The organism is Halomonas sp. 111 (assembly GCF_052379685.1).
Classification (GTDB): Bacteria; Pseudomonadota; Gammaproteobacteria; order Pseudomonadales; family Halomonadaceae; genus Vreelandella; species Vreelandella citrativorans.
The window spans coordinates 126149-144190 of the sequence record NZ_JBQSYV010000002.1; the positions used below are offsets into that span (position 1 = coordinate 126149).

Sequence of the window (18042 nt, forward strand, 5' to 3'; positions counted from 1 at the left end):
AGCCCACGCCATTAAAATAAAGTGTCACCTGCTTATCAGCGTGGAGATATGTTTGAGAAACGATACAGGAGCAGCCGCTGTGCTAAAGCACAGCGGCTGCTCCTGTATCGAATGCTAGCCAGACGTTGAACTCAAATCTCCTCAAAAGCATCGGAACCTAGACATTGGTCTTGTTCCCATTGATTCGTATTTTAATAAAGCATAGCCTCATAAATGTTGACGTCAACATATCATGCCGTCAATTTTATCTACGTGTGCTTTTGAGACGGATCAAGAGCGAGGAACTTGAAGGTATAGGAGATTATAAGATGGCTAATGAACTTACTGGTAAGGTTGCTGCCGTTACTGGTGCAGCATCAGGTATCGGGCTGGCCACCGCAAAGGCCATGATTGATGCTGGCGCCAGAGTGGTTATGATTGATCGAGATGATGCTGCGCTGAAAGCCATCTGTGAAGAACTTGGCGAAGCCGCGCTTCCTTTAGTTATTGACCTGCTCGACCCTCAGGACTGCGACACTCTCCTCTCACAAATTCTAGAGAAAGCAGGCCAGTTGGATATTCTCCACGCTAATGCTGGTAGTTATATCGGCGGCGATTTACTCGATACCTCCCCTGCTGCCATCGACAGAATGCTGAACTTGAACGTCAATGTAGTGATGAAAAATGTCCATAACGTCTTGCCCTATATGATCGAACGTCGCACGGGCGACATTATGGTGACAAGCTCCGTTGCAGGGCATTTCCCCGTGCCCTGGGAACCAGTCTACGCCTCCTCCAAGTGGGCCATCAACAGCTTCGTCCAGACTACTCGTCGCCAGGTCAACAAGCACGGCATTCGCATGGCTTCTGTGTCTCCCGGCCCTGTCAATAGCGCATTGCTTGCCGATTGGCCAGAGGAAAACCTGCGCAAGGCAAAAGAATCCGGCAGTATCATCGAGCCGACGGATGTATCTGATGCGATTATGTTCATGCTTACTCGCCCCCGGAATGTAACCATCCGAGACATGATTGTTTTACCTAGCAACTTTGATATGTAGAAAGCATTCAATACAGCAACTATTAAGGTATTTTTTTAGCTTAATGAGATCAAGTAACCTTACAACCTCTTACAGTTTTGAATGAACGCTTTGGCCACTTGTAAAACTTTTAGAGGAATAGACATTGGTCGAATGACCGTTGACCAGCCTCTAAAGGACACATAGCCTTCGAATTGTTGACGTTAACATTAATAGTCTTGTCAACATTGAAAACCTTTCAGAGAAACAATAACAATCACGGAGTTAACAATGAAAATTAATAAGAACACGGCAAATTTTCGCAAGGCGGCTCTTGCCTCTGTCTGCGCAGCCGTCTTTGTAGCAGGAACCGCAGCAGCCGATGAGCATACCCTGACAATCGGCATGTCCTTCCAGGAGCTCAACAACGAGTACTTTGTGACCATGCAGGAGGCGCTCAAAACCGCCGCAGAGAGCCTAGGGGCTGAGGTCATTGTCACCGATGCGCGCCACGATGTCTCCAAACAGGTCAGCGACGTAGAGGACATGATCCAGCGAGGCATCGATATTCTGCTACTCAACCCCGCCGACTCCGTCGGGGTTGAAACGGCGGTATTGTCTGCCCAAGAGGCAGGCGTTACCACGGTCGCGATCGATGCCCAGGCAGAGGGCCCAGTGGATGGTTTCGTGGGTTCCAAAAACTATGACGCCGGCTACTTAGCCTGCGAATACCTAGCCCAACAACTCGATGGTGAAGGTCAGGTAGCCCTACTGGATGGCATTCCGGTTGTGCCGATCCTGCAACGTATCGAAGGCTGCACCGATGCACTTAATGAGTACGATGGCATCGAGATAGTAACCAAACAGAATGGCCGTCAGGAGCGTACCCATGCGATGACGGTCACCGAGAACATCATCCAGGCAAACCCTGATCTCAATGGTTTCTTCAGCGTCAACGATATCGGCTCGATGGGCGCTCTAATCGCCATTGAGGCCAGTGGCAAGGACATCAAGCTGGTCAGCGTCGACGGTCATCCCGAGGCAGTTACAGAGATCCAGAAGGCTGATTCCGCGTTCATCGCCACCTCAGCGCAATATCCCGCAGACATGGTGCGTGTGGGGCTCGGCTTAGCGCTGGCTAAGCACTGGGGTGCAGAAACTGCGCCCGCGGAAATTCCCATCGACGTACAACTGATCGACCGCGACAAGGCCGCTGATTTTAGCTGGTAACCCCTCCCACCGATGATGACGTGTGCTGCCCCTGCGGGCGGCACACGAGGGTATCCCTATGACTCCATTACTTTCCCTGAGGCACATCTCGAAGTCATTTCCCGGGGTGAGGGCCCTCAAGGATGTATCGCTCGATGTCCATGCTGGCGAGGTGCATGCTCTGCTCGGCGAAAACGGGGCCGGCAAGTCGACTCTGATGAAAATTCTCTGCGGCATCTACCGACAGGATGAAGGTGAGATCAGCATCAATGGCGAGGTATGCCATTTCCATGGCTACCAAGACGCCCTCAACGCAGGCATCGGTATCATTTTTCAGGAATTCAGCCTGATCCCTGATCTGGATGCCGTGGATAATATCTTCCTTGGGCGCGAATTGCGTAACAGGTTCGGGCTGCGAGACCGATGCAGCATGAACGCCGAGGCGCAGCACCTGTTAGACCGCCTCAAGGTCTCGATCCCCCTCGACCGGCCCATCGTCGATTTGAGTGTCGCCGACCAGCAGTTCATCGAGATCGCCAAGGCCCTGTCGCTGAAAGCACGAATCCTGATCCTCGACGAGCCGACAGCAACCCTCACGCCTAGCGAAGCCGATCATCTGTTCACCATCATGCGAAAACTGCGCGAACAACAGGTCGGCATGGTATTCATATCACACCATATGGAAGAGATATTCACCATCTGCGATCGTGTCACCGTGATGCGTGATGGTGAGAAGGTCGACGACTGCGACGTCGTTTCTACCACGCCCGACGACCTGATCGAGAAAATGGTTGGCCGCCGCGTTGAGAACCTTTACCCCGAACACCGTAGTGATGCCGACTATAACGATGTGGTATTAGACATTGAATCCCTGCGCCTTGATGTTAATGGCCCCGAGCATTCATTGAAGCTTCACCGCGGCGAGATCCTCGGCTTTGCTGGCCTAGTGGGTTCGGGCCGCACAGAACTGGCTATGGGGCTGATCGGTGCGACGCGACCCGTGCATGCCAAGATCCTTATGGAGGGCAAGCCAACTAAGCTCTTACATCCCGCCACCGCCCTGAAGCAGGGGATCGGCCTTCTACCGGAAAGCCGCAAGATCCAAGGACTGATCCTGCCATTCTCGTGTCGCGAAAACATCTCCCTGAACAATCTGACACAATTTCAGGGTGTCTTACCACTGATCAAGCGCCGCCATGAGACTAGTACTGCCGCCGATCTGATGAAGGCAGTCCGCGTCAAGGCTCCCAGCCCTGAAACCCCAGTAGGCAATCTCAGCGGCGGCAACCAGCAGAAGGTTGTCATCGCCCGCTGGCTTGGCCACCAGTGTAAGGTGCTGATCTTCGATGAGCCCACCCGCGGCATTGACGTCGGCGCCAAGTCAGAGATCTACGCCTTGATGAAAGAGCTCACCGCCCGAGGCGTGTCGATCATCATGATTTCGTCCGAACTCCCCGAAATCCTTGGTCTATGCGATCGCGTAGCGGTCTTCTACCAGGGACAGATCACCGCCGAACTGCAAGGCAACGATCTCAATTCACAATCCATCATGCATCACGCCACGGGGGGACTCAGCTCATGAGCCAGCTCGACTCAATACCCGGCAACACCCACCAGTCCCACAAGATGCGGCTGGCCAGTTGGCGCCGTACTCCGATCTTCTACCCACTGATTGGTTTCATCGTCGTTTTCATTGCTATGTCTGTTATCAACGACAACTTTCTAACCATAAGCAACCAAGCCAATCTGGTGCGTCAGACCTCGATCATTGCCATCATAGCTGTGGGGATGAGCCTAGCCATTCTCACCGGCGGCATCGACCTCTCGGTGGGCCCGGTAATGGCCTTGTCGGGAACGGTAATGGCTGGGCTAATGGTGGCGGGGGTTCCTCCGTCGCTAGCCATCCTGCTAGGCGTATTGGTAGGTGCGGGCTTCGGGGCTTTCAATGGTTTTTTTGTTGCTTTTGCCGGCATGCCACCCATCATCGTCACCTTGGCAACAATGGGTATTGCCCGCGGGCTTGGCTTGATATACACCGGAGGCTACCCGATTTCCGGCCTCCCCCCGGAATTTGCCTTCTTCGGTCGCGGCAACCTGGCCGGTATTGAAACCCCGATACTGATCATGATCAGCGTCTACGCACTCGGCTTTTTGCTACTCCACCATACTGCGACCGGACGCTACCTGTATGCCATTGGCGGCAATGAGGAGGCAACTCGGCTGTCCGGTATCCGAGTGTCCCGCTATAAATTGCTGGTCTACACCCTGAGTGGTACGACTGCGGCCATTGCCGGGTTGATCTTGACCTCACGGTTGATGAGCGGCCAGCCCAACGCCGGGGTCGGCTTCGAGCTCGACGCCATCGCCGCTGTGGTGCTGGGCGGCGCTGCTATCACCGGTGGGCGAGGAATGGTTCTCGGCACGCTGGTAGGCGCCATGCTGCTTGGCGTGCTCAACAACGGTCTTAACCTGATGGGCGTTTCGCCCTACCTCCAAAACGTCATCAAGGGCCTGATTATCCTGTTGGCGATATACATTAGCCGCAAGCGGACTCCTTGAGCCCCTGCACGTGCTTCGGCACGGGTTAGTCTCGCGCCGAAAAAAGGAGAACCGTATGGAAACCGTCATTGGTATCGACATTGGCACCCAGAGTACCAAGGCCTTAGTGATCGATTCCCAGGGCCGGATCCTGACCGAGTATAGCCAGGGCTACCGGGTCGACACCCCTCGCCCATTATGGGCTGAGCAGTGGCCGAATACATGGTGGCAGGCCGTGCTTGTCTGCCTCCGTCGCTGCCTTGACCATCCTGGGGTCAATCCAGCGAGTGTCAAAGGGCTATGCGTTAGTAGTCTATATGGTGGCTCTGGTATACCAGTCGACTCCGAGATAACCCCCCTGCACCCCTGCTTGATCTGGATGGACCGCCGAGCAGAGACCCAGGTTCAATGGGTGAAGGATCATATCGACCTGGATCTACTTGGTGATATCACCGGCAACGGGGTGGACAGCTACTACGGCTTCACTAAGATGATGTGGCTCAAGGCCGAACAACCTGAAGTCTGGGAGCAAACTCGTTACTTACTGCCGCCCAATAGCTACATCAACTATCTTCTGTGCGGAGAGATCGCCATCGACCACTGCTCTGCGGGCAACATCGGCGGCATCTACGACCTGGCAGCACATGCCTGGTCGCAGGAAATGCTCGACGCTCTGGGTCTCGACCGCAACAAGCTTCCGACTCAGCTGGTGGACTCGGGATCAGTCGTCGGTGGACTGCTGCCCTCTCTGGCCGAGTCACTGGGACTACGCAGCAGTATCCCTATCGTCGCCGGGGGGGTAGATGCAGCAATGGCGACGCTAGCGGCGGGGGCGACACGACCCGGCAACCATGTCGCCATGATCGGCACCAGTATGTGCTGGGGGGTAATCAACAAGCGTGTCGATGCAAGGCACGGGTTGATCAGCATGCCGCATGTGTTGAACAGCGACCGAGACCTCTACACCTTCGGTGGCGCTTTGACTGCAGGCGCCTCGGTCAGCTGGTACGTCGATACCTTCTGCGGCGAGGATAAGGCGACCGCCAGCGAGGTCGGCAGCGCCTTCGAGCAGCTTGAGTCACCTGCTCGCGAGCTTCCCCCCGGTGCTAATGGCCTGTTATTCCTGCCCTACCTGATGGGCGAGCGAAGTCCTGTATGGGACGCAAAAGCCAGCGCCTGCTTCATCGGCCTCAGTCTCTATCACCGTCGCCATCACCTGTATCGCGCCGTGCTTGAAGGCGTCACCTTCGCTCTACGACACAATATTGAGGCAGGTACCCAACAAGGCGTGACACTGGATGACCATCTAATTGTGGTTGGCGGAGCTACCCAGTCAGATCTTTGGATGCAGATTATCGCCGACGTGACCCGCATGCCCGTTTACACCTACCAAGAAAATGTCGAGGCGGCCCTAGGGGCCGGACTACTCGCCGGGCAGGCCACCGGTCTTATCGACCTGGCCGACCCCCTGCAGCATGGCAACCTAGTTGAGCGTTCCGTTCCGTCTGAAGACGCTGCACGACATTACGACAAGCTCTTCACTCTGTATTGCCAGCTTTACCCAACGCTCAAGCCGATCATGCATCGGCTAAATCCCAATCACAAATCGAGCGAGTAACGCCACATCATGAACTTCGAACTCCACAACCAACGCATTCTCGTTACGGGGGCGACCAGCGGCATCGGTCTCGATATCGCGCGATCTCTAGTTGAACTCGGTGCCGAACTAGTACTGTTTGGTCGCAACCGGGACAAGCTAGCCAAACTCGAGAAAGAGATAGGAGCACGCACCCTAGCCGTCGATATCACCGATGAGGCCGCGGTTATCGCGGCCTTCTTAGAAATGCCCGTCCTTGATGGCTTGGTCAATTGTGCTGGCATCTCGATCCTAGACGATGTCTTGGATTTCAAAGCGAAGGATCTCGGGGACATCATGACCACGAACGTCACTGCCAGTGCCGTGGTGTCACGGGAAGCGGCCCGCCACATGATCGCGCACGGCCGCCAAGGCAGCATCGTCAACGTCTCAAGCCAAGCATCTATGGCTGCTCTGCCCGGCCACCTCGGCTATTGCGCGTCCAAGGCCGCCATGGATGCCATGACACGTGTGCTATGCCTCGAGCTGGGCCCCCAGGGCATCCGCGTCAATAGTGTCAACCCGACCGTGACCCTGACCCCCATGGCCGAACGTGCCTGGGCCGATCACGCCAAGCGCAACCCAATGCTGGCCGCCATTCCCCTAGGTCGCTTTGCCACCCCTCGGGAAGTCGCCCTGCCGGTGGCCTTCCTCCTCAGCCCGGCCGCTTCGATGATCAGCGGTGCCTGCCTGCCGATCGATGGTGGCTTCACGTCTCACTAGCCCCTTGCGTTAAAAGGAACCTGACATGTATATCGGTGTTGACCGTGGTACCCAGAGTACCAAGGTTGTGGTGGTTGATGTCGACGCTGGACGAATCCTCGGCGAAGCGAGCCGTCCTCACGCCCTGAGCAAAGGCGCCCACGCCCGCCGCGAGCAGGTCCGGCCGACTGGGTGGCGGCCTTCCGCGGCGCCTTTGCTGGCGCCGTGACCGACGCTTGTATCGAACCACGGGCAATTCGTGCCATCGGCGTTTCTGGCCAGCAGCATGGTCTGGTAGCACTGGACGCAGCGGGAGAGCCGGTGCATCCGGCCAAGCTATGGTGCGATACCGAAACCGCAAACCACAACACCGTATCTGATAGGCGGCGGTGCCAAGAGCCCTGCATGGCGCCAGATGGTTGCCGATATCACTGGCACCCAGGTGATCTGCCCTATGGCCACCGATGCCGCAGCGCTAGGTGCAGCACTGCAGGCTACCTGGTGCGAGCGTTATCCCAGCACCTCGCTCGAAGACCTCTGTGCGCGGCTGGTGCGTCTCGACGAGAGATCCCGAACCAACCCCGAACCCAACCGCGTCGCTGCCTATGGCCAAGCCTATGCCCGTTACTGTCAGGCCCTGGAAAATCATTACAGCTGAACACCAACCCCGATGCCTTACATAACCGACCACTTATTCGAGGAAGATACTCCATGACCCAACGACTCGACGCCCTTCGCCAGCACTCCCTGGTGGTCGCGGATACTGGCGACCTTGACGCCATCAAACGCTATCAACTCCATGATGCCACCACCAATCCCTCGCTAATCCTCAAGGCTTTCGATCTGCCAAGCTACCAGGTACTGATCGATCAAGAGCTCGCGGCAGTCAAGTCCAAGGGCAACGGCCAGCGAGAAGAGCATGCCGTGGATCGCCTTGCCGTGGCCATGGGCAGCGAGATCGCCAAGCTGGCGCCCGGCCGTGTGTCCACCGAGGTCGCCGCCAAGCTGTCCTTCGACAGCCAGGCCAGCATACGCAAGGCCCACGAGCTGGTCGAGCTCTACGAGCAACGCGGCGTATCTAAGGATCGAGTGCTGATCAAGATGGCATCGACCTGGGAAAGCATCTGCGCAGCCGAGGTGCTGGAGAAAGAGGGCATCAACTGCAACCTGACGCTGCTGTTCAGCGACGCCCAGGCCCAAGCTTGTTTCGATGCTGGCGTCTTTCTCATCTCACCGTTTGTCGGCCGTGTCACCGACTGGTACAAAAAGGAGACTGGCCAGGATTTCCCCCCCGAGAACGACCCTGGAGTGCAATTCGTGCGCGGCGTCTGCGAACGGGTCAACCAAGGTGGCTTCGATACTGTGGTGATGGGCGCGAGCTTCCGCACTATCGACCAGGTGCTGGCACTCGCCGGCTGCCCCCGATTAACCATCTCACCTGCGCTGCTTGAGGAACTCGCTACCACAACGGGCGAGGTGGAACCCAAGGTGTTAATGACACGCAACGGTGGTCCTCGTCCTACTCCACTCTCCGAGTCCGCCTTCCGCTGGGATCATAACAAGGATGCCATGGCCAATGACAAACTGGCCGAAGGTATTCGTCGCTTCGCCGATGATCAGGAACGTCTGGAGGAACTAATCGCCGACCGCTTGGCGACTCTCTGATCTCGCAACCTGAGCTTCCAACTAGCCACCGTTCGGGAATCCTTATGTCGTCACGTTTCGAACTGGCCAATGCCATTCGCGCGCACTCCATGGATACCGTGCAGAAGGCAAAGTCCGGCCATCCCGGCGCTCCAATGGGCATGGCCGATATCGCCGAAGTGCTGTGGGACGGTCAGCTGAGCCACAACCCGGCCAACCCGGACGCTTCGTGCTCTCTAATGGCCACAGCTCGATGCTGCTCTACTCACTGCAGCACCTGTCCGGCTACGCGCTAAGCCTCGAGGATCTGCAGAACTTTCGCCAGTGGTACTCCACGACCCCGGGCCACCCGGAACTGGGCTACACCGCTGGCGTCGAGGCCACTACTGGCCCACTGGGCCAAGGACTAGCCAACGCTGCGGGCATGGCCATTGCCGAGCGCACCCTAGCGGCGAAGTTCAATCGCCCCGGCCACACGCTGATCGATCACCGCACCTTGTGTTTCCTAGGCGACGGCTGCCTGATGGAGGACATCTCTCACGAGGTGGCGTCATTGGCTGGCACTCAAGGCTTAGGCAAGATAGTGGCTTTCTATGACGACAACGGTATCTCCATTGGCGGCGAGGTCGAGGGCTGGTGGTAGAAACCGCCGTCGCTAGGGATGCCGCCCTCAAACGGCAAGCGGGCCCACCGCGCTGGTACTGTCGCGTCAAAATTTGCCCCATCAGCAGCGCGACAAAGCGCCGCTGGCCAATATTCAGCGTGGTGGGCATGGCCTGAAAGAGGATGTCCCTAAAGGGCGCGTGGTGTCACTTGATCTTATCCTGATCGCCACCGGCTCAGAGGTGGGTCTGACCATGGACGCCGCCGTCGAGATGAAGGCCAAGGGCCACTCGGTACGGGTGGCCTCACGGCCCTCCACCAGCACCTTCGACGTCCAGGATGCCGAGTACCGCGAGAGCGTGCTGCCGCCCAGCGTGACCAAACGCATCGCCATTGAGGCCAGCCACTACTCCTACTAGTACAAGTATGTCGGCCTAGATGACCGTGTCATCGACATGCACACCTTTGGGGAATTCGGCAAGGCAGAAGACCTCTTTGCCCACTTTGGTTTCACCGTCGATCAAGTGGTCACCGAGGGCGAGGGTATGTTGTACGACGAAAGCTGATGACTATCAGTTACCGCCGGAGGATATAAGTGTGGCGGAGATCACGACCTCACGGCCAGCAGCCACGGGGTCCTCAATCTGTTCAAAGAGTATGCGAAATGCCTCGTGCCCTAACCGGTAGGTGTCATGCGCAGCACAAGGCACTGACACCTCGAAGATATCAGCATACGGCAAACGGTCGACGCCCAATACCATCACATCGCTCCTGGACACACGTGCATCATGCAGGGCACGCATGGCGCCCAGTGTAATCAGCTGATTGAACCCAAACACTGCTTCGGGGAGATTGCCTTGGCGTAGGTAATTGGCCATATCACGATAGGCCGGTTGCAGGGTGTAGTCCCCAGGGCGTTGTTCCACCGCCAAAGAGACGCCCGCCACGTCAAAGGCTGTCTTTAGGCCGGTCAGCCGGTCTTGGGTAATCCGCGAGTCACGCGGCCCCGTCAAAGCAAGCACCCGACGGATATTCTTCTTCACCAGCAGTTCACCAAGCAGACTCCCCGCAAGACGGTTGTCCAGTACCACACGGCTGAAGTCGGATACGTTCAAGGTGCGATCCAGCATAACCACTGGTAAGCGGGTAGCACGCAAGCGCTCAAGGTAAGCTGGGCGATAGGCGGCAGCGTCGGAGACGGGCGAAAGAATAATGCCGGCCACCTGATAGCTGAGCAGAGTTTCGATCGCCACTTCCTCGCGCTGCGGCGATCCATCTGTATCAATCAGAATGATGGTGTAGTCACGCTCCTCGGCCGCACGGGAAACCGCCTTAATCACCTCGCTATAAAAGGGATTATCCACGCTTGCCGTGATCAAGCCAATCAGCCGGTTCTTGCGACTACGAAGATGGCTAGCGAAAGCATTAGGGACATACCCCAGTTCCTTCGCAGCAGCGAGGATCCTCTCCCGGGTCGCTGTTTTCACCTTGTCAGGATTGTTCAAGGCACGCGACACTGTCATATTGGTCATGCCCACCCGTTCGGCGATGTCAGTGATAGTAACCTTGTGGCGACTTACCATACTTTACTCTGTTGTGAATTTTATCGTTTTGATATGTCTGTCGCTGTACCCAACGAAGTTGCACCAGCGCCGTAAGGATACTACGCAAGGTCTGCTCACGAAAATGGGGAGTGATTTATAGGTATAACCTGCCCTGCTAAAAAACCGATAATTTGATCATGATTTTGTCATACCTCATCTAGTCCTCTTTCAACTGCATAATACATTTCAGCCAAGCATCGAAGTGAGGGCAACCCGCCCTCGCCTCCTGTAAACTACTTTCCAACATTACTGGCCCATGGAATTTTTTATCATAACGTGGGGCAATAGCTTTGATACGCCGCGTAGGACAGGTGTCATAACCATCATTGCGAGTTCAGCACCACCACTTTGCTCAACTATTTTACGGATTTGTTCACCCAGACCACCAACGCCAATGACTTCCTCTGCATAATCAGGTACTGCTAGCACGAGGGCTTCAAATTCGTACTGCTGAACATAGGGAGTAAATCGATGACGTTTATCCTCGGGTACAAGACCATTGATAGCACCTGCTAGAGCGTAAACGTCACCCGACGGGCGTTTATGGAAACCATAAAAGTCATAAAACGTTGTTACATGGTCAAACATAGCCATCGACTTGCTAAGCTCTTTATCGATGCGCTCAAGTAGCACACGCCCGCGCATACCAATGGGGCTAGCAAGCACTTGATTCTGGGCTAATACCGGAGCCAAAACACGTGTTACAAACACTCGTTCAGTCGCTCCTTCAGCGCTAATGCCTAGTCGAATCACGCGGGGGCCCCTCCTCCCAGCAGATTCTTCTCCCATAAGTCACCCAAGCGATAGTCCTCCAGCCATGCTTCCAGGGAGTTCGTATCTAGGCGCTTAAAAGTAGAGTGATTTTTCCGGTGCTCGACCACGGCCATATCCTCAGCACGGAACTCATTGGCCAGCGAGACAGATTGAGTAGAAATGATGATCTATGTAGATTGGCTAACCAGTCAGAGCATCGAGCCTAGTAGCTATATGGCATAGGGATGCAGGCCCAGTTCGGGCTCATCCAGCAATATCAGAGAAGGAAGGTTGGTCTGTAACAGTAAGGTGGCCATGCAGATAAATCGCTGGGTTCCATCGGAAAGCGAATGGGCATCAAAGTAGGCATCGCTGCCTTTATGTTTCCAACGCAGTCGCATTTTACTGTCATTATGCCTTTCAGGTGCCGGTATGAAATCGTGAAAAACGGCACGGCTCGCTGGATCGTGAACACGATTCGCTTGTAGATTCCTGGGCTATGGTTCTTTACGTCATACGAAAAGGCCGCAAGGTTATCCCCCTGTTATACTTAGCGACCTTTCCTTCTGTCGTACCTCTTGGTGATGACAATGTTGACTCGTCAGCGCTTGGCTTTGCTAGCTCTTTTTTTCACCACCTGAAAAGCCAATGCTATCGGCGAAAAACTCACAAAATTCTTCCTTAAAAACCAAGCGCCCATCCTGCGAGGAAATTAAGGTTGCGCCATAGCTGTTGGGGTCAAAACGTAAATACGTCGAAAACGTTGAAGTTTGCTTGCGGCCAAAGTGCAGCAGTGCATCGGCTATTGCAGCGTTGCAATATAACGCCGGAAAATGTGTCCACCAAGTTGCATTTCGGTCGCTGTCGATCAGAACCGCGGTCTGCTCAGACTCCAAGCCAAACTCTTCTCGGAGCTGTTCAAGCATTGTCTCGGCCCGCTTAGAATACCCATTAGAAATCTCTGTAGGAAGTAACTCGCATCCAATCCCCTGACAGAGAGCGCAGTGCATCGGAAGGCCAGATCCAAGCCACTGAGAGCAACCTTTAAGCTCTGTAGATTCCGCTAAGGGCCGACGCCTCGGCCAGTCAACATAAGTAGTAGACAAGCTCCTACCCCCGAGAGTCAGCAGAACCGGACTAACTGACTTACCCACGGCAAAAGTAAGTTCGTGTACCTCAGCCAGTCCCTGCTTTCCATGAAAAACCTTCACCACAGATGGTATCGTAAAAACCGAAACCAGCTCTATAAAGCGCCGGAAGCCGAAAGTACGCTCCCTACGCTTTCCAATCCCCATTACGCCGCTGCAACTGCGCAGAATACTCGCCTCCAACATATAGTTAAGGACTGCTTTCCGCTGTTGAGGATCAATCTGCTGGAAATCCGACATCTTGCCAATCCAATATTCGATATCCACCTCAATGATACCCCGCTCCTATAAACAAAGCGCCATAACCTGCTGGGCATATATGTGCGGTGGCAAAGCTGGAGATTCAACGGGCTCCATGAAACCGGAACGCCAAAGGGAAAGTAATTCCATGCAACTTAGGAAGGCGTCTTCGGTAGTGGCCAGGAACAGGCAGTTACGAGTCCCTTCAGTTCTACGCGTGGAGAGCGCGAGAGACCAAGGGGAGTGCGTGAAGGCTACGACATGTCAATGGAAGCGCCTTAGTCATATCCAGGGCGCACCCGAAAGCCAGTTTACTGAGTCGGCCAGCACGGCAGATCAGATCAGTAATGACGACTTGCACGAGCTGGCCAACAAAGTGCGAAGCGAGGCGCTTATCGGTTCTTGATGCCCTTGCCACTGGCACCGAAGACACCCAAAACGCCATCACCAATCTCTTTGCCAATTTTATCTAGATTATCAAGGAAAGATCGCTTAGTGCCTATTTCGGAGTCGCAAGCGGCGCAAACAACTTGCTCATCATCGTTATCAGGGATGCTGAGTTCGGTATTGCCGCAGTCTGGGCATTGTGCCGTGATTGTGTCAGCCATTTTTTTAGCTCCTGGTGTGTGGAAACTTCAGGATAGCTAAGACGCGCTAACTGCGATAGTGAGACCCAGCGCCCCGGTCGAGGCCGAGAATGCCGACCATTTCCCTGCATTCGCCCCTCACCCGAGGGGCTTTTTTCCAGAATTAGCCGTGTATCAGGCGAGCGCCAGGTGGCACCTGATATCGCAACTTGTGGCAATCGCCAGGAGGCGGCTGGTGGCCAGGTGGCCTATCTGTGTACCAGATTCGGCATTCACCGGGAGGCGGAAGATGCCCATTCGGGACGTCCGAACCCCGCTCGTAGTCACGATGCCCGCCGTACCCATAGCCGTCGCTGTATACCGCGCAACCAGACAGCGCTGCAGCGATAACTGCCGCAGCAGTTAATTGCAATTTTCTCATCTGTATCTCCTACCTCGCGATAACGCGAGATTACCAGAGATGCCCGCCAAACACTTAGAGGAATCTCGGTATGGCCACATTATTGCCAATTACGAAATCCCATTGCCGTTAAAACCGGCGAATACCAAGACCGATAATCAGGCCAGACAAAAGCTCGCTGGCAAAACGTCGGCACGCTGATGAAAAGCGACGACGGCAATGAGTTCATCATTCTGCATCGCTGGTTTAATCCGGCAGGATTGCGCCTAATCCGGATAACCGCGATAGGGTAATCATGTCGTGCTTCAAGCCCAATAAACAGCATGGCAACGGCCATCCGCCAGCAAACAACGGAGGCTAACAACAGCCCCCGCATAACCAGCGTCCATCACAAAATAACCATCAGCCATACGGCGCCCTCAATCCTGCGCAGTATGACGACTTCGACGACGAAATCCCTTTTAACTGACGCCTGATCGGGGCGCTCAAATACCGAAACGTAGAGCCTAGCGCCTCGCATTGCGGGGCTTTTTAGACTTCGCCATCACTGCCTTTCGCAGAGCGCGCCATATTCTGCGATACAGCGCGGTACGGGCGGCAGCATTGCGCTTTTCAATATCCCGCATTTTCGGGTCAGGGTTGTGGAAAGCCATGTGATTCCCCTTTTTTATTAACGAAGGCTACCACTGTGATGACGTACGTCGCCAGTGGGCTTCTTTTTGTCTGGAGGAAATTATGCAGGCACCAATTCTCATTAACGAGCCGCTGTTAACGCCGGATATGAAGCGTACCTGGAGTGGAGCTACTCAGCTTTTCCGTAAAGACTACAAAGACCGGCAATGCAAGCCTTGCGCCGAGATTGAGCACGAGGCAGAAAAGACGAAATCGCTTGCAGCGATGCCGAAAAAGCAAGACGAGATTGATTACCGCCTTGAGGATAATCCGCGCTGCCCCTATTGCGATTTACAGTTTGAAGCAGAAAGCGAAGAAATTGACGGCATGGTCAATAGAGAGCAAGAGCGTGAATGCGAGCGATGCGATAACACGTTCACGATTGAAGCAGAGATCAGCGTTACCTATTCAACCGCGAGGATAAAAGGCTAAAAACACAGCTATGGACAATAGCCCGCAATCCCACTGGCGAATGGCTCACTGCTGGGTCAGCTAACTCGCCAACGTATGAGCAAGCAGGGGAAGGCGCTGCCCAGCCAGCGCAGGCCGTATCACGCGAAAGCGAGGGCTTTATAACGAGCAGCGCAAGGTAAGACATCCTTAAGGTAGCGGCAGCATGATAGAGGTTTCTTAGAAATAGTCGAGGCAAGTTATGGGTTATCTAGACTACAGCAAACTGATGCTCACCAAGATGGCTAAAGCCGAAGCGCGGGAAACCTGGGAGCGGCATATTGAAAGCCCTGACCAAGCGCTGCCTACTGGCCGGACGAGCCGCGACCGTTACATCGTTACCGGAGATAAACTTGGACCAAGCACTTGAAAAAGCCTAGAGGCCATTAACGAGCAGTTAGCATCCCGACATGAGGACTGAAGCGAATAAAGCGGCATTAATTGCCGAAAATGGGATATTAGCGGAGCGTATTGCTGCACTCGAAGCAGATAATGCAGAGCTGCGGCGGCAGCTTGTTTAGATGAGGGCCGCGTAATGGCTATGGATCAACAATATACCGACGCACTAAAAGAGCTAGAGCAGGTTAAGGCCGAGCGTGACGAACTGGCAGCGCATGCAGAAGCGGTAGTGGATACCATAGGCTGTCCGGCTCGCCACGATATTCGCCGCCAGACCTCCGTGATAGTAACGAATATTCAAAATTGCTGGCTTTTTGCAAAGTATCTGCATGCTATTGAAAACAAGTTCTTCATGGTCCCGGGAGAGCCAGACGAAGATTACCCAGATGATGAACCAGAAGATGAATGCTTGGTTAATTCCTAGGGCTCAACTGAAGAGCAGTATATTGATCAGTTCGCTAAAGCAATCGCGATAAAGCAGACTGAGGCAATCGAACAATGGGCTGAATGCTTGGAAAATATTGTCAGCCACATCGAAGCCCGTGCTCGCAAGACCCCAATTACCCTAATGTTAGCGGTAAAGGTATGCGCGAATTTGCAGTAGATATGCGTGACGCCTCAGCCAAGCCAATGAGGGTACGTGATGGGACGCTACCTTAATCAAAGCTTATCAGTTGACAAGCTGGCCATGGGAGTCGAAACATACCGGAAACAGCTCATAGACGTTGCAACCGATCCTGGTTCGAAGTGGATGGATACTCGCTGTCGCCGTTACTCACTGCGCGACTCAGCCGCCAGATCGAGGGCAATCAATGACCCACCACTCCAAAGGCAGCATGTGCATGGCCTGCCGCCACGCTATCAAAGACTGCAGCCACCTCCCCTTTCCAACCATGCCCACCTTAAGCAAGTGCAAGCATAAGGTAATCGTGCGATGCACGGAGTTTGAGCATGCTAACCGATCTTCCCAACGTCAAGCGGATCGCTGCCCTACTGAGGCGACAGCGATTAATACCTGATACGCCTTATTGGCGAGTATCAACCCAACTCTTTAAAAACTATCGCCGCCAATGAGCGTTTTTTTATGCCTGGAGATAACCATGGCGAAATGCTAATGAGCCGCGATGAGGCTGCTACAGAACTGTAGCTTGTCATCCTGCCACTGTGTCGCGCTGGGTAAAGGATGGCACGCTGCCAGGCCTCAAAATCGGCGGCAAAACCTACGTCAATAAGCAAGCCTTGCAAGCCATGATTGCCGGAGCTGCATCGGTAAGCGACACTACCGATGCACCCGGCGCGAAAACGGGAGGAAAGCCATGCCGTATAAGCGCCCAGACTCGCCTTATTGGTGGGTCTACCTATCCCCGCCGGGAGGCGGCGAGCCAATTAGACGCTCTACTCGGACGACCGACAAGCAAGCTGCAGAGGCGCTAGAAGGAAAGTGGAAAGCGCAGCTTTATCGCCAATCCTATTGGGATGAGGCGCCGGAACGCAGCTTTGCTGAGGTTGCTACAGAGTATCTATTGGCCAGCCAGGATAAACGTTCGCTGTCCGACATCATGATGCGCACCGGCAAGCTGTACGACTTCTTTGGTGCCGATAAGGTGATGGGGACTTTGGAAGGTGCAGATATACGTGCCTTTATTGCCTACCGGCAGAGCGAAGGTGTCGGGCCCGCAACGATCAATCGAGAGCTGGCCATACTGGCGGCCATGATTACCCATGCGGTGACGCATATGGAATGGTCGCTACCCAACCCTGTGAAGGGCCGGATGCTTAAAGAACCGCCTGGGCGCGTGCGCTGGATCACCCGCAAGGAAGCCGACACGCTCATCGAGAAGGCTAAAGCGACTCGCGAGGGTGACCGCTTAGCCGACTTTATCGAGTTGGCATTGCATACAGGCGCACGCAAAGGCGAGCTGCTAAAGCTGGAATGGCGGCGAGTGAACTGGGAGCATACGCTGATAACGTTGGAGCCCGAAGACAGCAAAGCAGGTAAGCGTCGTACGATACCGCTGAACGAGCCAGCAGTGGCTGCGTTAAGCGTCGGCATCGATACGGCCAGACCTATTGCCCTTCTTCTCCTTGGGTGTTCTCTAAGCGTGATGGTAGCCGTTATGTTTACCCGAACCCAATATTTAAAAAGGTATGTGCTTTAGCGGGTATCAAAGCCTTCACCATCCATGACTTGCGGCACACATGCGCAAGCTGGCTGGTGTCGGAAGGCGTACCGCTGGCAGATGTAAAAGAGGTTCTTGGTCACTCCACCATAAACATGACAGAGCGCTATGCGCACTTAGCACCACATCGAGCAAGGGATGCCGTCGCCAAGCTGCAATCACGTTCTCATCACGTAAAAGAACCGGCGGAAAATATAGAAGCGTTGCTGGGCAGAAAAAAGAAAGCCTAGAATTCGAGTAGGAAGGGGAGTCGCCTCCCCTGTCCTCTCACACCACCGGGCA

The 18042-nt window shown here is 54.8% G+C and carries 18 protein-coding genes and 3 pseudogenes; 15 read left to right on the forward strand and 6 right to left on the reverse strand.

Annotation, left to right across the window (positions count from 1 at the left end; genetic code table 11):
- The first annotated feature begins 308 nt into the window (after positions 1–308).
- The 10 genes and pseudogenes from ACT3T7_RS02010 to ACT3T7_RS02055 all read left to right on the forward strand — a co-directional run bounded on the left by ACT3T7_RS02010 (position 309) and on the right by ACT3T7_RS02055 (position 9893).
- Positions 309–1037 carry an SDR family oxidoreductase gene (locus ACT3T7_RS02010; protein WP_444629901.1) on the forward strand — a complete coding sequence of 243 codons (729 nt, stop codon included), beginning with the start codon at positions 309–311 and terminating at the stop codon, positions 1035–1037.
- A 249-nt stretch (positions 1038–1286) separates the two neighbouring features.
- On the forward strand, positions 1287–2225 hold the full coding sequence (locus tag ACT3T7_RS02015; protein ID WP_444629902.1) for an ABC transporter substrate-binding protein: 939 nt from the start codon (positions 1287–1289) through the stop codon (positions 2223–2225).
- 58 nt (positions 2226–2283) lie between these two features.
- Complete coding sequence (locus tag ACT3T7_RS02020) at positions 2284–3786, forward strand: sugar ABC transporter ATP-binding protein (protein ID WP_444629903.1); 1503 nt, start codon at positions 2284–2286, stop codon at positions 3784–3786.
- A complete protein-coding gene (locus tag ACT3T7_RS02025; protein ID WP_444629904.1) occupies positions 3783–4763 on the forward strand; it encodes an ABC transporter permease in 981 nt (326 codons plus the stop codon). Before ACT3T7_RS02020 ends, ACT3T7_RS02025 begins: the two co-directional genes overlap by 4 nt.
- A gap of 55 nt (positions 4764–4818) precedes the next feature.
- A complete protein-coding gene (locus ACT3T7_RS02030) occupies positions 4819–6360 on the forward strand; it encodes an FGGY-family carbohydrate kinase (RefSeq protein ID WP_444629905.1) in 1542 nt (513 codons plus the stop codon).
- Between the two features lie 9 nt (positions 6361–6369).
- Positions 6370–7101: an SDR family oxidoreductase gene (locus ACT3T7_RS02035; RefSeq protein ID WP_444629906.1), complete on the forward strand. Its 732-nt coding sequence runs from the start codon at positions 6370–6372 to the stop codon at positions 7099–7101.
- Between the two features lie 25 nt (positions 7102–7126).
- A pseudogene (locus tag ACT3T7_RS02040) lies at positions 7127–7449 on the forward strand (FGGY family carbohydrate kinase); the annotation flags it as partial.
- A 46-nt stretch (positions 7450–7495) separates the two neighbouring features.
- On the forward strand, positions 7496–7738 hold the full coding sequence (locus tag ACT3T7_RS02045) for a hypothetical protein (protein WP_444630013.1): 243 nt from the start codon (positions 7496–7498) through the stop codon (positions 7736–7738).
- Between the two features lie 53 nt (positions 7739–7791).
- Positions 7792–8745, forward strand: a complete 954-nt coding sequence (tal, locus tag ACT3T7_RS02050) for a transaldolase (RefSeq protein WP_444630014.1) — start codon at positions 7792–7794, stop codon at positions 8743–8745.
- Between the two features lie 44 nt (positions 8746–8789).
- A pseudogene (locus ACT3T7_RS02055) lies at positions 8790–9893 on the forward strand (transketolase-like TK C-terminal-containing protein).
- Positions 9894–9899: 6 nt separating this feature from the next.
- On the opposite strand, the gene ACT3T7_RS02060 reads toward ACT3T7_RS02055, so the two are convergent.
- The 6 genes from ACT3T7_RS02060 to ACT3T7_RS02085 all read right to left on the reverse strand — a co-directional run bounded on the left by ACT3T7_RS02060 (position 9900) and on the right by ACT3T7_RS02085 (position 13680).
- On the reverse strand, positions 9900–10910 hold the full coding sequence (locus ACT3T7_RS02060; RefSeq protein ID WP_444629907.1) for a LacI family DNA-binding transcriptional regulator: 1011 nt from the start codon (positions 10908–10910) through the stop codon (positions 9900–9902).
- Positions 10911–11088: 178 nt separating this feature from the next.
- On the reverse strand, positions 11089–11226 hold the full coding sequence (locus ACT3T7_RS02065; protein ID WP_444630015.1) for a hypothetical protein: 138 nt from the start codon (positions 11224–11226) through the stop codon (positions 11089–11091).
- Positions 11178–11720, reverse strand: a complete 543-nt coding sequence (locus tag ACT3T7_RS02070) for a DUF4276 family protein (RefSeq protein ID WP_444629908.1) — start codon at positions 11718–11720, stop codon at positions 11178–11180. Before ACT3T7_RS02070 ends, ACT3T7_RS02065 begins: the two co-directional genes overlap by 49 nt.
- Before the next feature lie 194 nt (positions 11721–11914).
- A complete protein-coding gene (locus tag ACT3T7_RS02075; protein ID WP_444630016.1) occupies positions 11915–12118 on the reverse strand; it encodes an AAA family ATPase in 204 nt (67 codons plus the stop codon).
- A 183-nt stretch (positions 12119–12301) separates the two neighbouring features.
- On the reverse strand, positions 12302–13099 hold the full coding sequence (locus ACT3T7_RS02080; RefSeq protein WP_444629909.1) for a hypothetical protein: 798 nt from the start codon (positions 13097–13099) through the stop codon (positions 12302–12304).
- A gap of 365 nt (positions 13100–13464) precedes the next feature.
- Complete coding sequence (locus ACT3T7_RS02085) at positions 13465–13680, reverse strand: hypothetical protein (RefSeq protein WP_444629910.1); 216 nt, start codon at positions 13678–13680, stop codon at positions 13465–13467.
- Between the two features lie 1114 nt (positions 13681–14794).
- On the opposite strand from ACT3T7_RS02085, the gene ACT3T7_RS02090 reads away from it, so the two are divergent.
- From ACT3T7_RS02090 to ACT3T7_RS02110, 5 genes and pseudogenes are all read left to right on the forward strand, one after another.
- Complete coding sequence (locus ACT3T7_RS02090) at positions 14795–15163, forward strand: hypothetical protein (RefSeq protein ID WP_444629911.1); 369 nt, start codon at positions 14795–14797, stop codon at positions 15161–15163.
- 553 nt (positions 15164–15716) lie between these two features.
- Positions 15717–16004: a hypothetical protein gene (locus ACT3T7_RS02095; RefSeq protein ID WP_444629912.1), complete on the forward strand. Its 288-nt coding sequence runs from the start codon at positions 15717–15719 to the stop codon at positions 16002–16004.
- Positions 16005–16741: 737 nt separating this feature from the next.
- Positions 16742–17014 (forward strand): annotated as a pseudogene (locus tag ACT3T7_RS02100) (helix-turn-helix domain-containing protein); the annotation flags it as partial.
- Positions 16897–17739: a tyrosine-type recombinase/integrase gene (locus tag ACT3T7_RS02105; protein WP_444629913.1), complete on the forward strand. Its 843-nt coding sequence runs from the start codon at positions 16897–16899 to the stop codon at positions 17737–17739. The pseudogene ACT3T7_RS02100 and the gene ACT3T7_RS02105, both read left to right, overlap by 118 nt.
- Positions 17670–17990: a site-specific integrase gene (locus tag ACT3T7_RS02110; RefSeq protein ID WP_444629914.1), complete on the forward strand. Its 321-nt coding sequence runs from the start codon at positions 17670–17672 to the stop codon at positions 17988–17990. The genes ACT3T7_RS02105 and ACT3T7_RS02110 overlap by 70 nt, the downstream gene beginning before the upstream one ends.
- Positions 17991–18042: the final 52 nt, after the last annotated feature.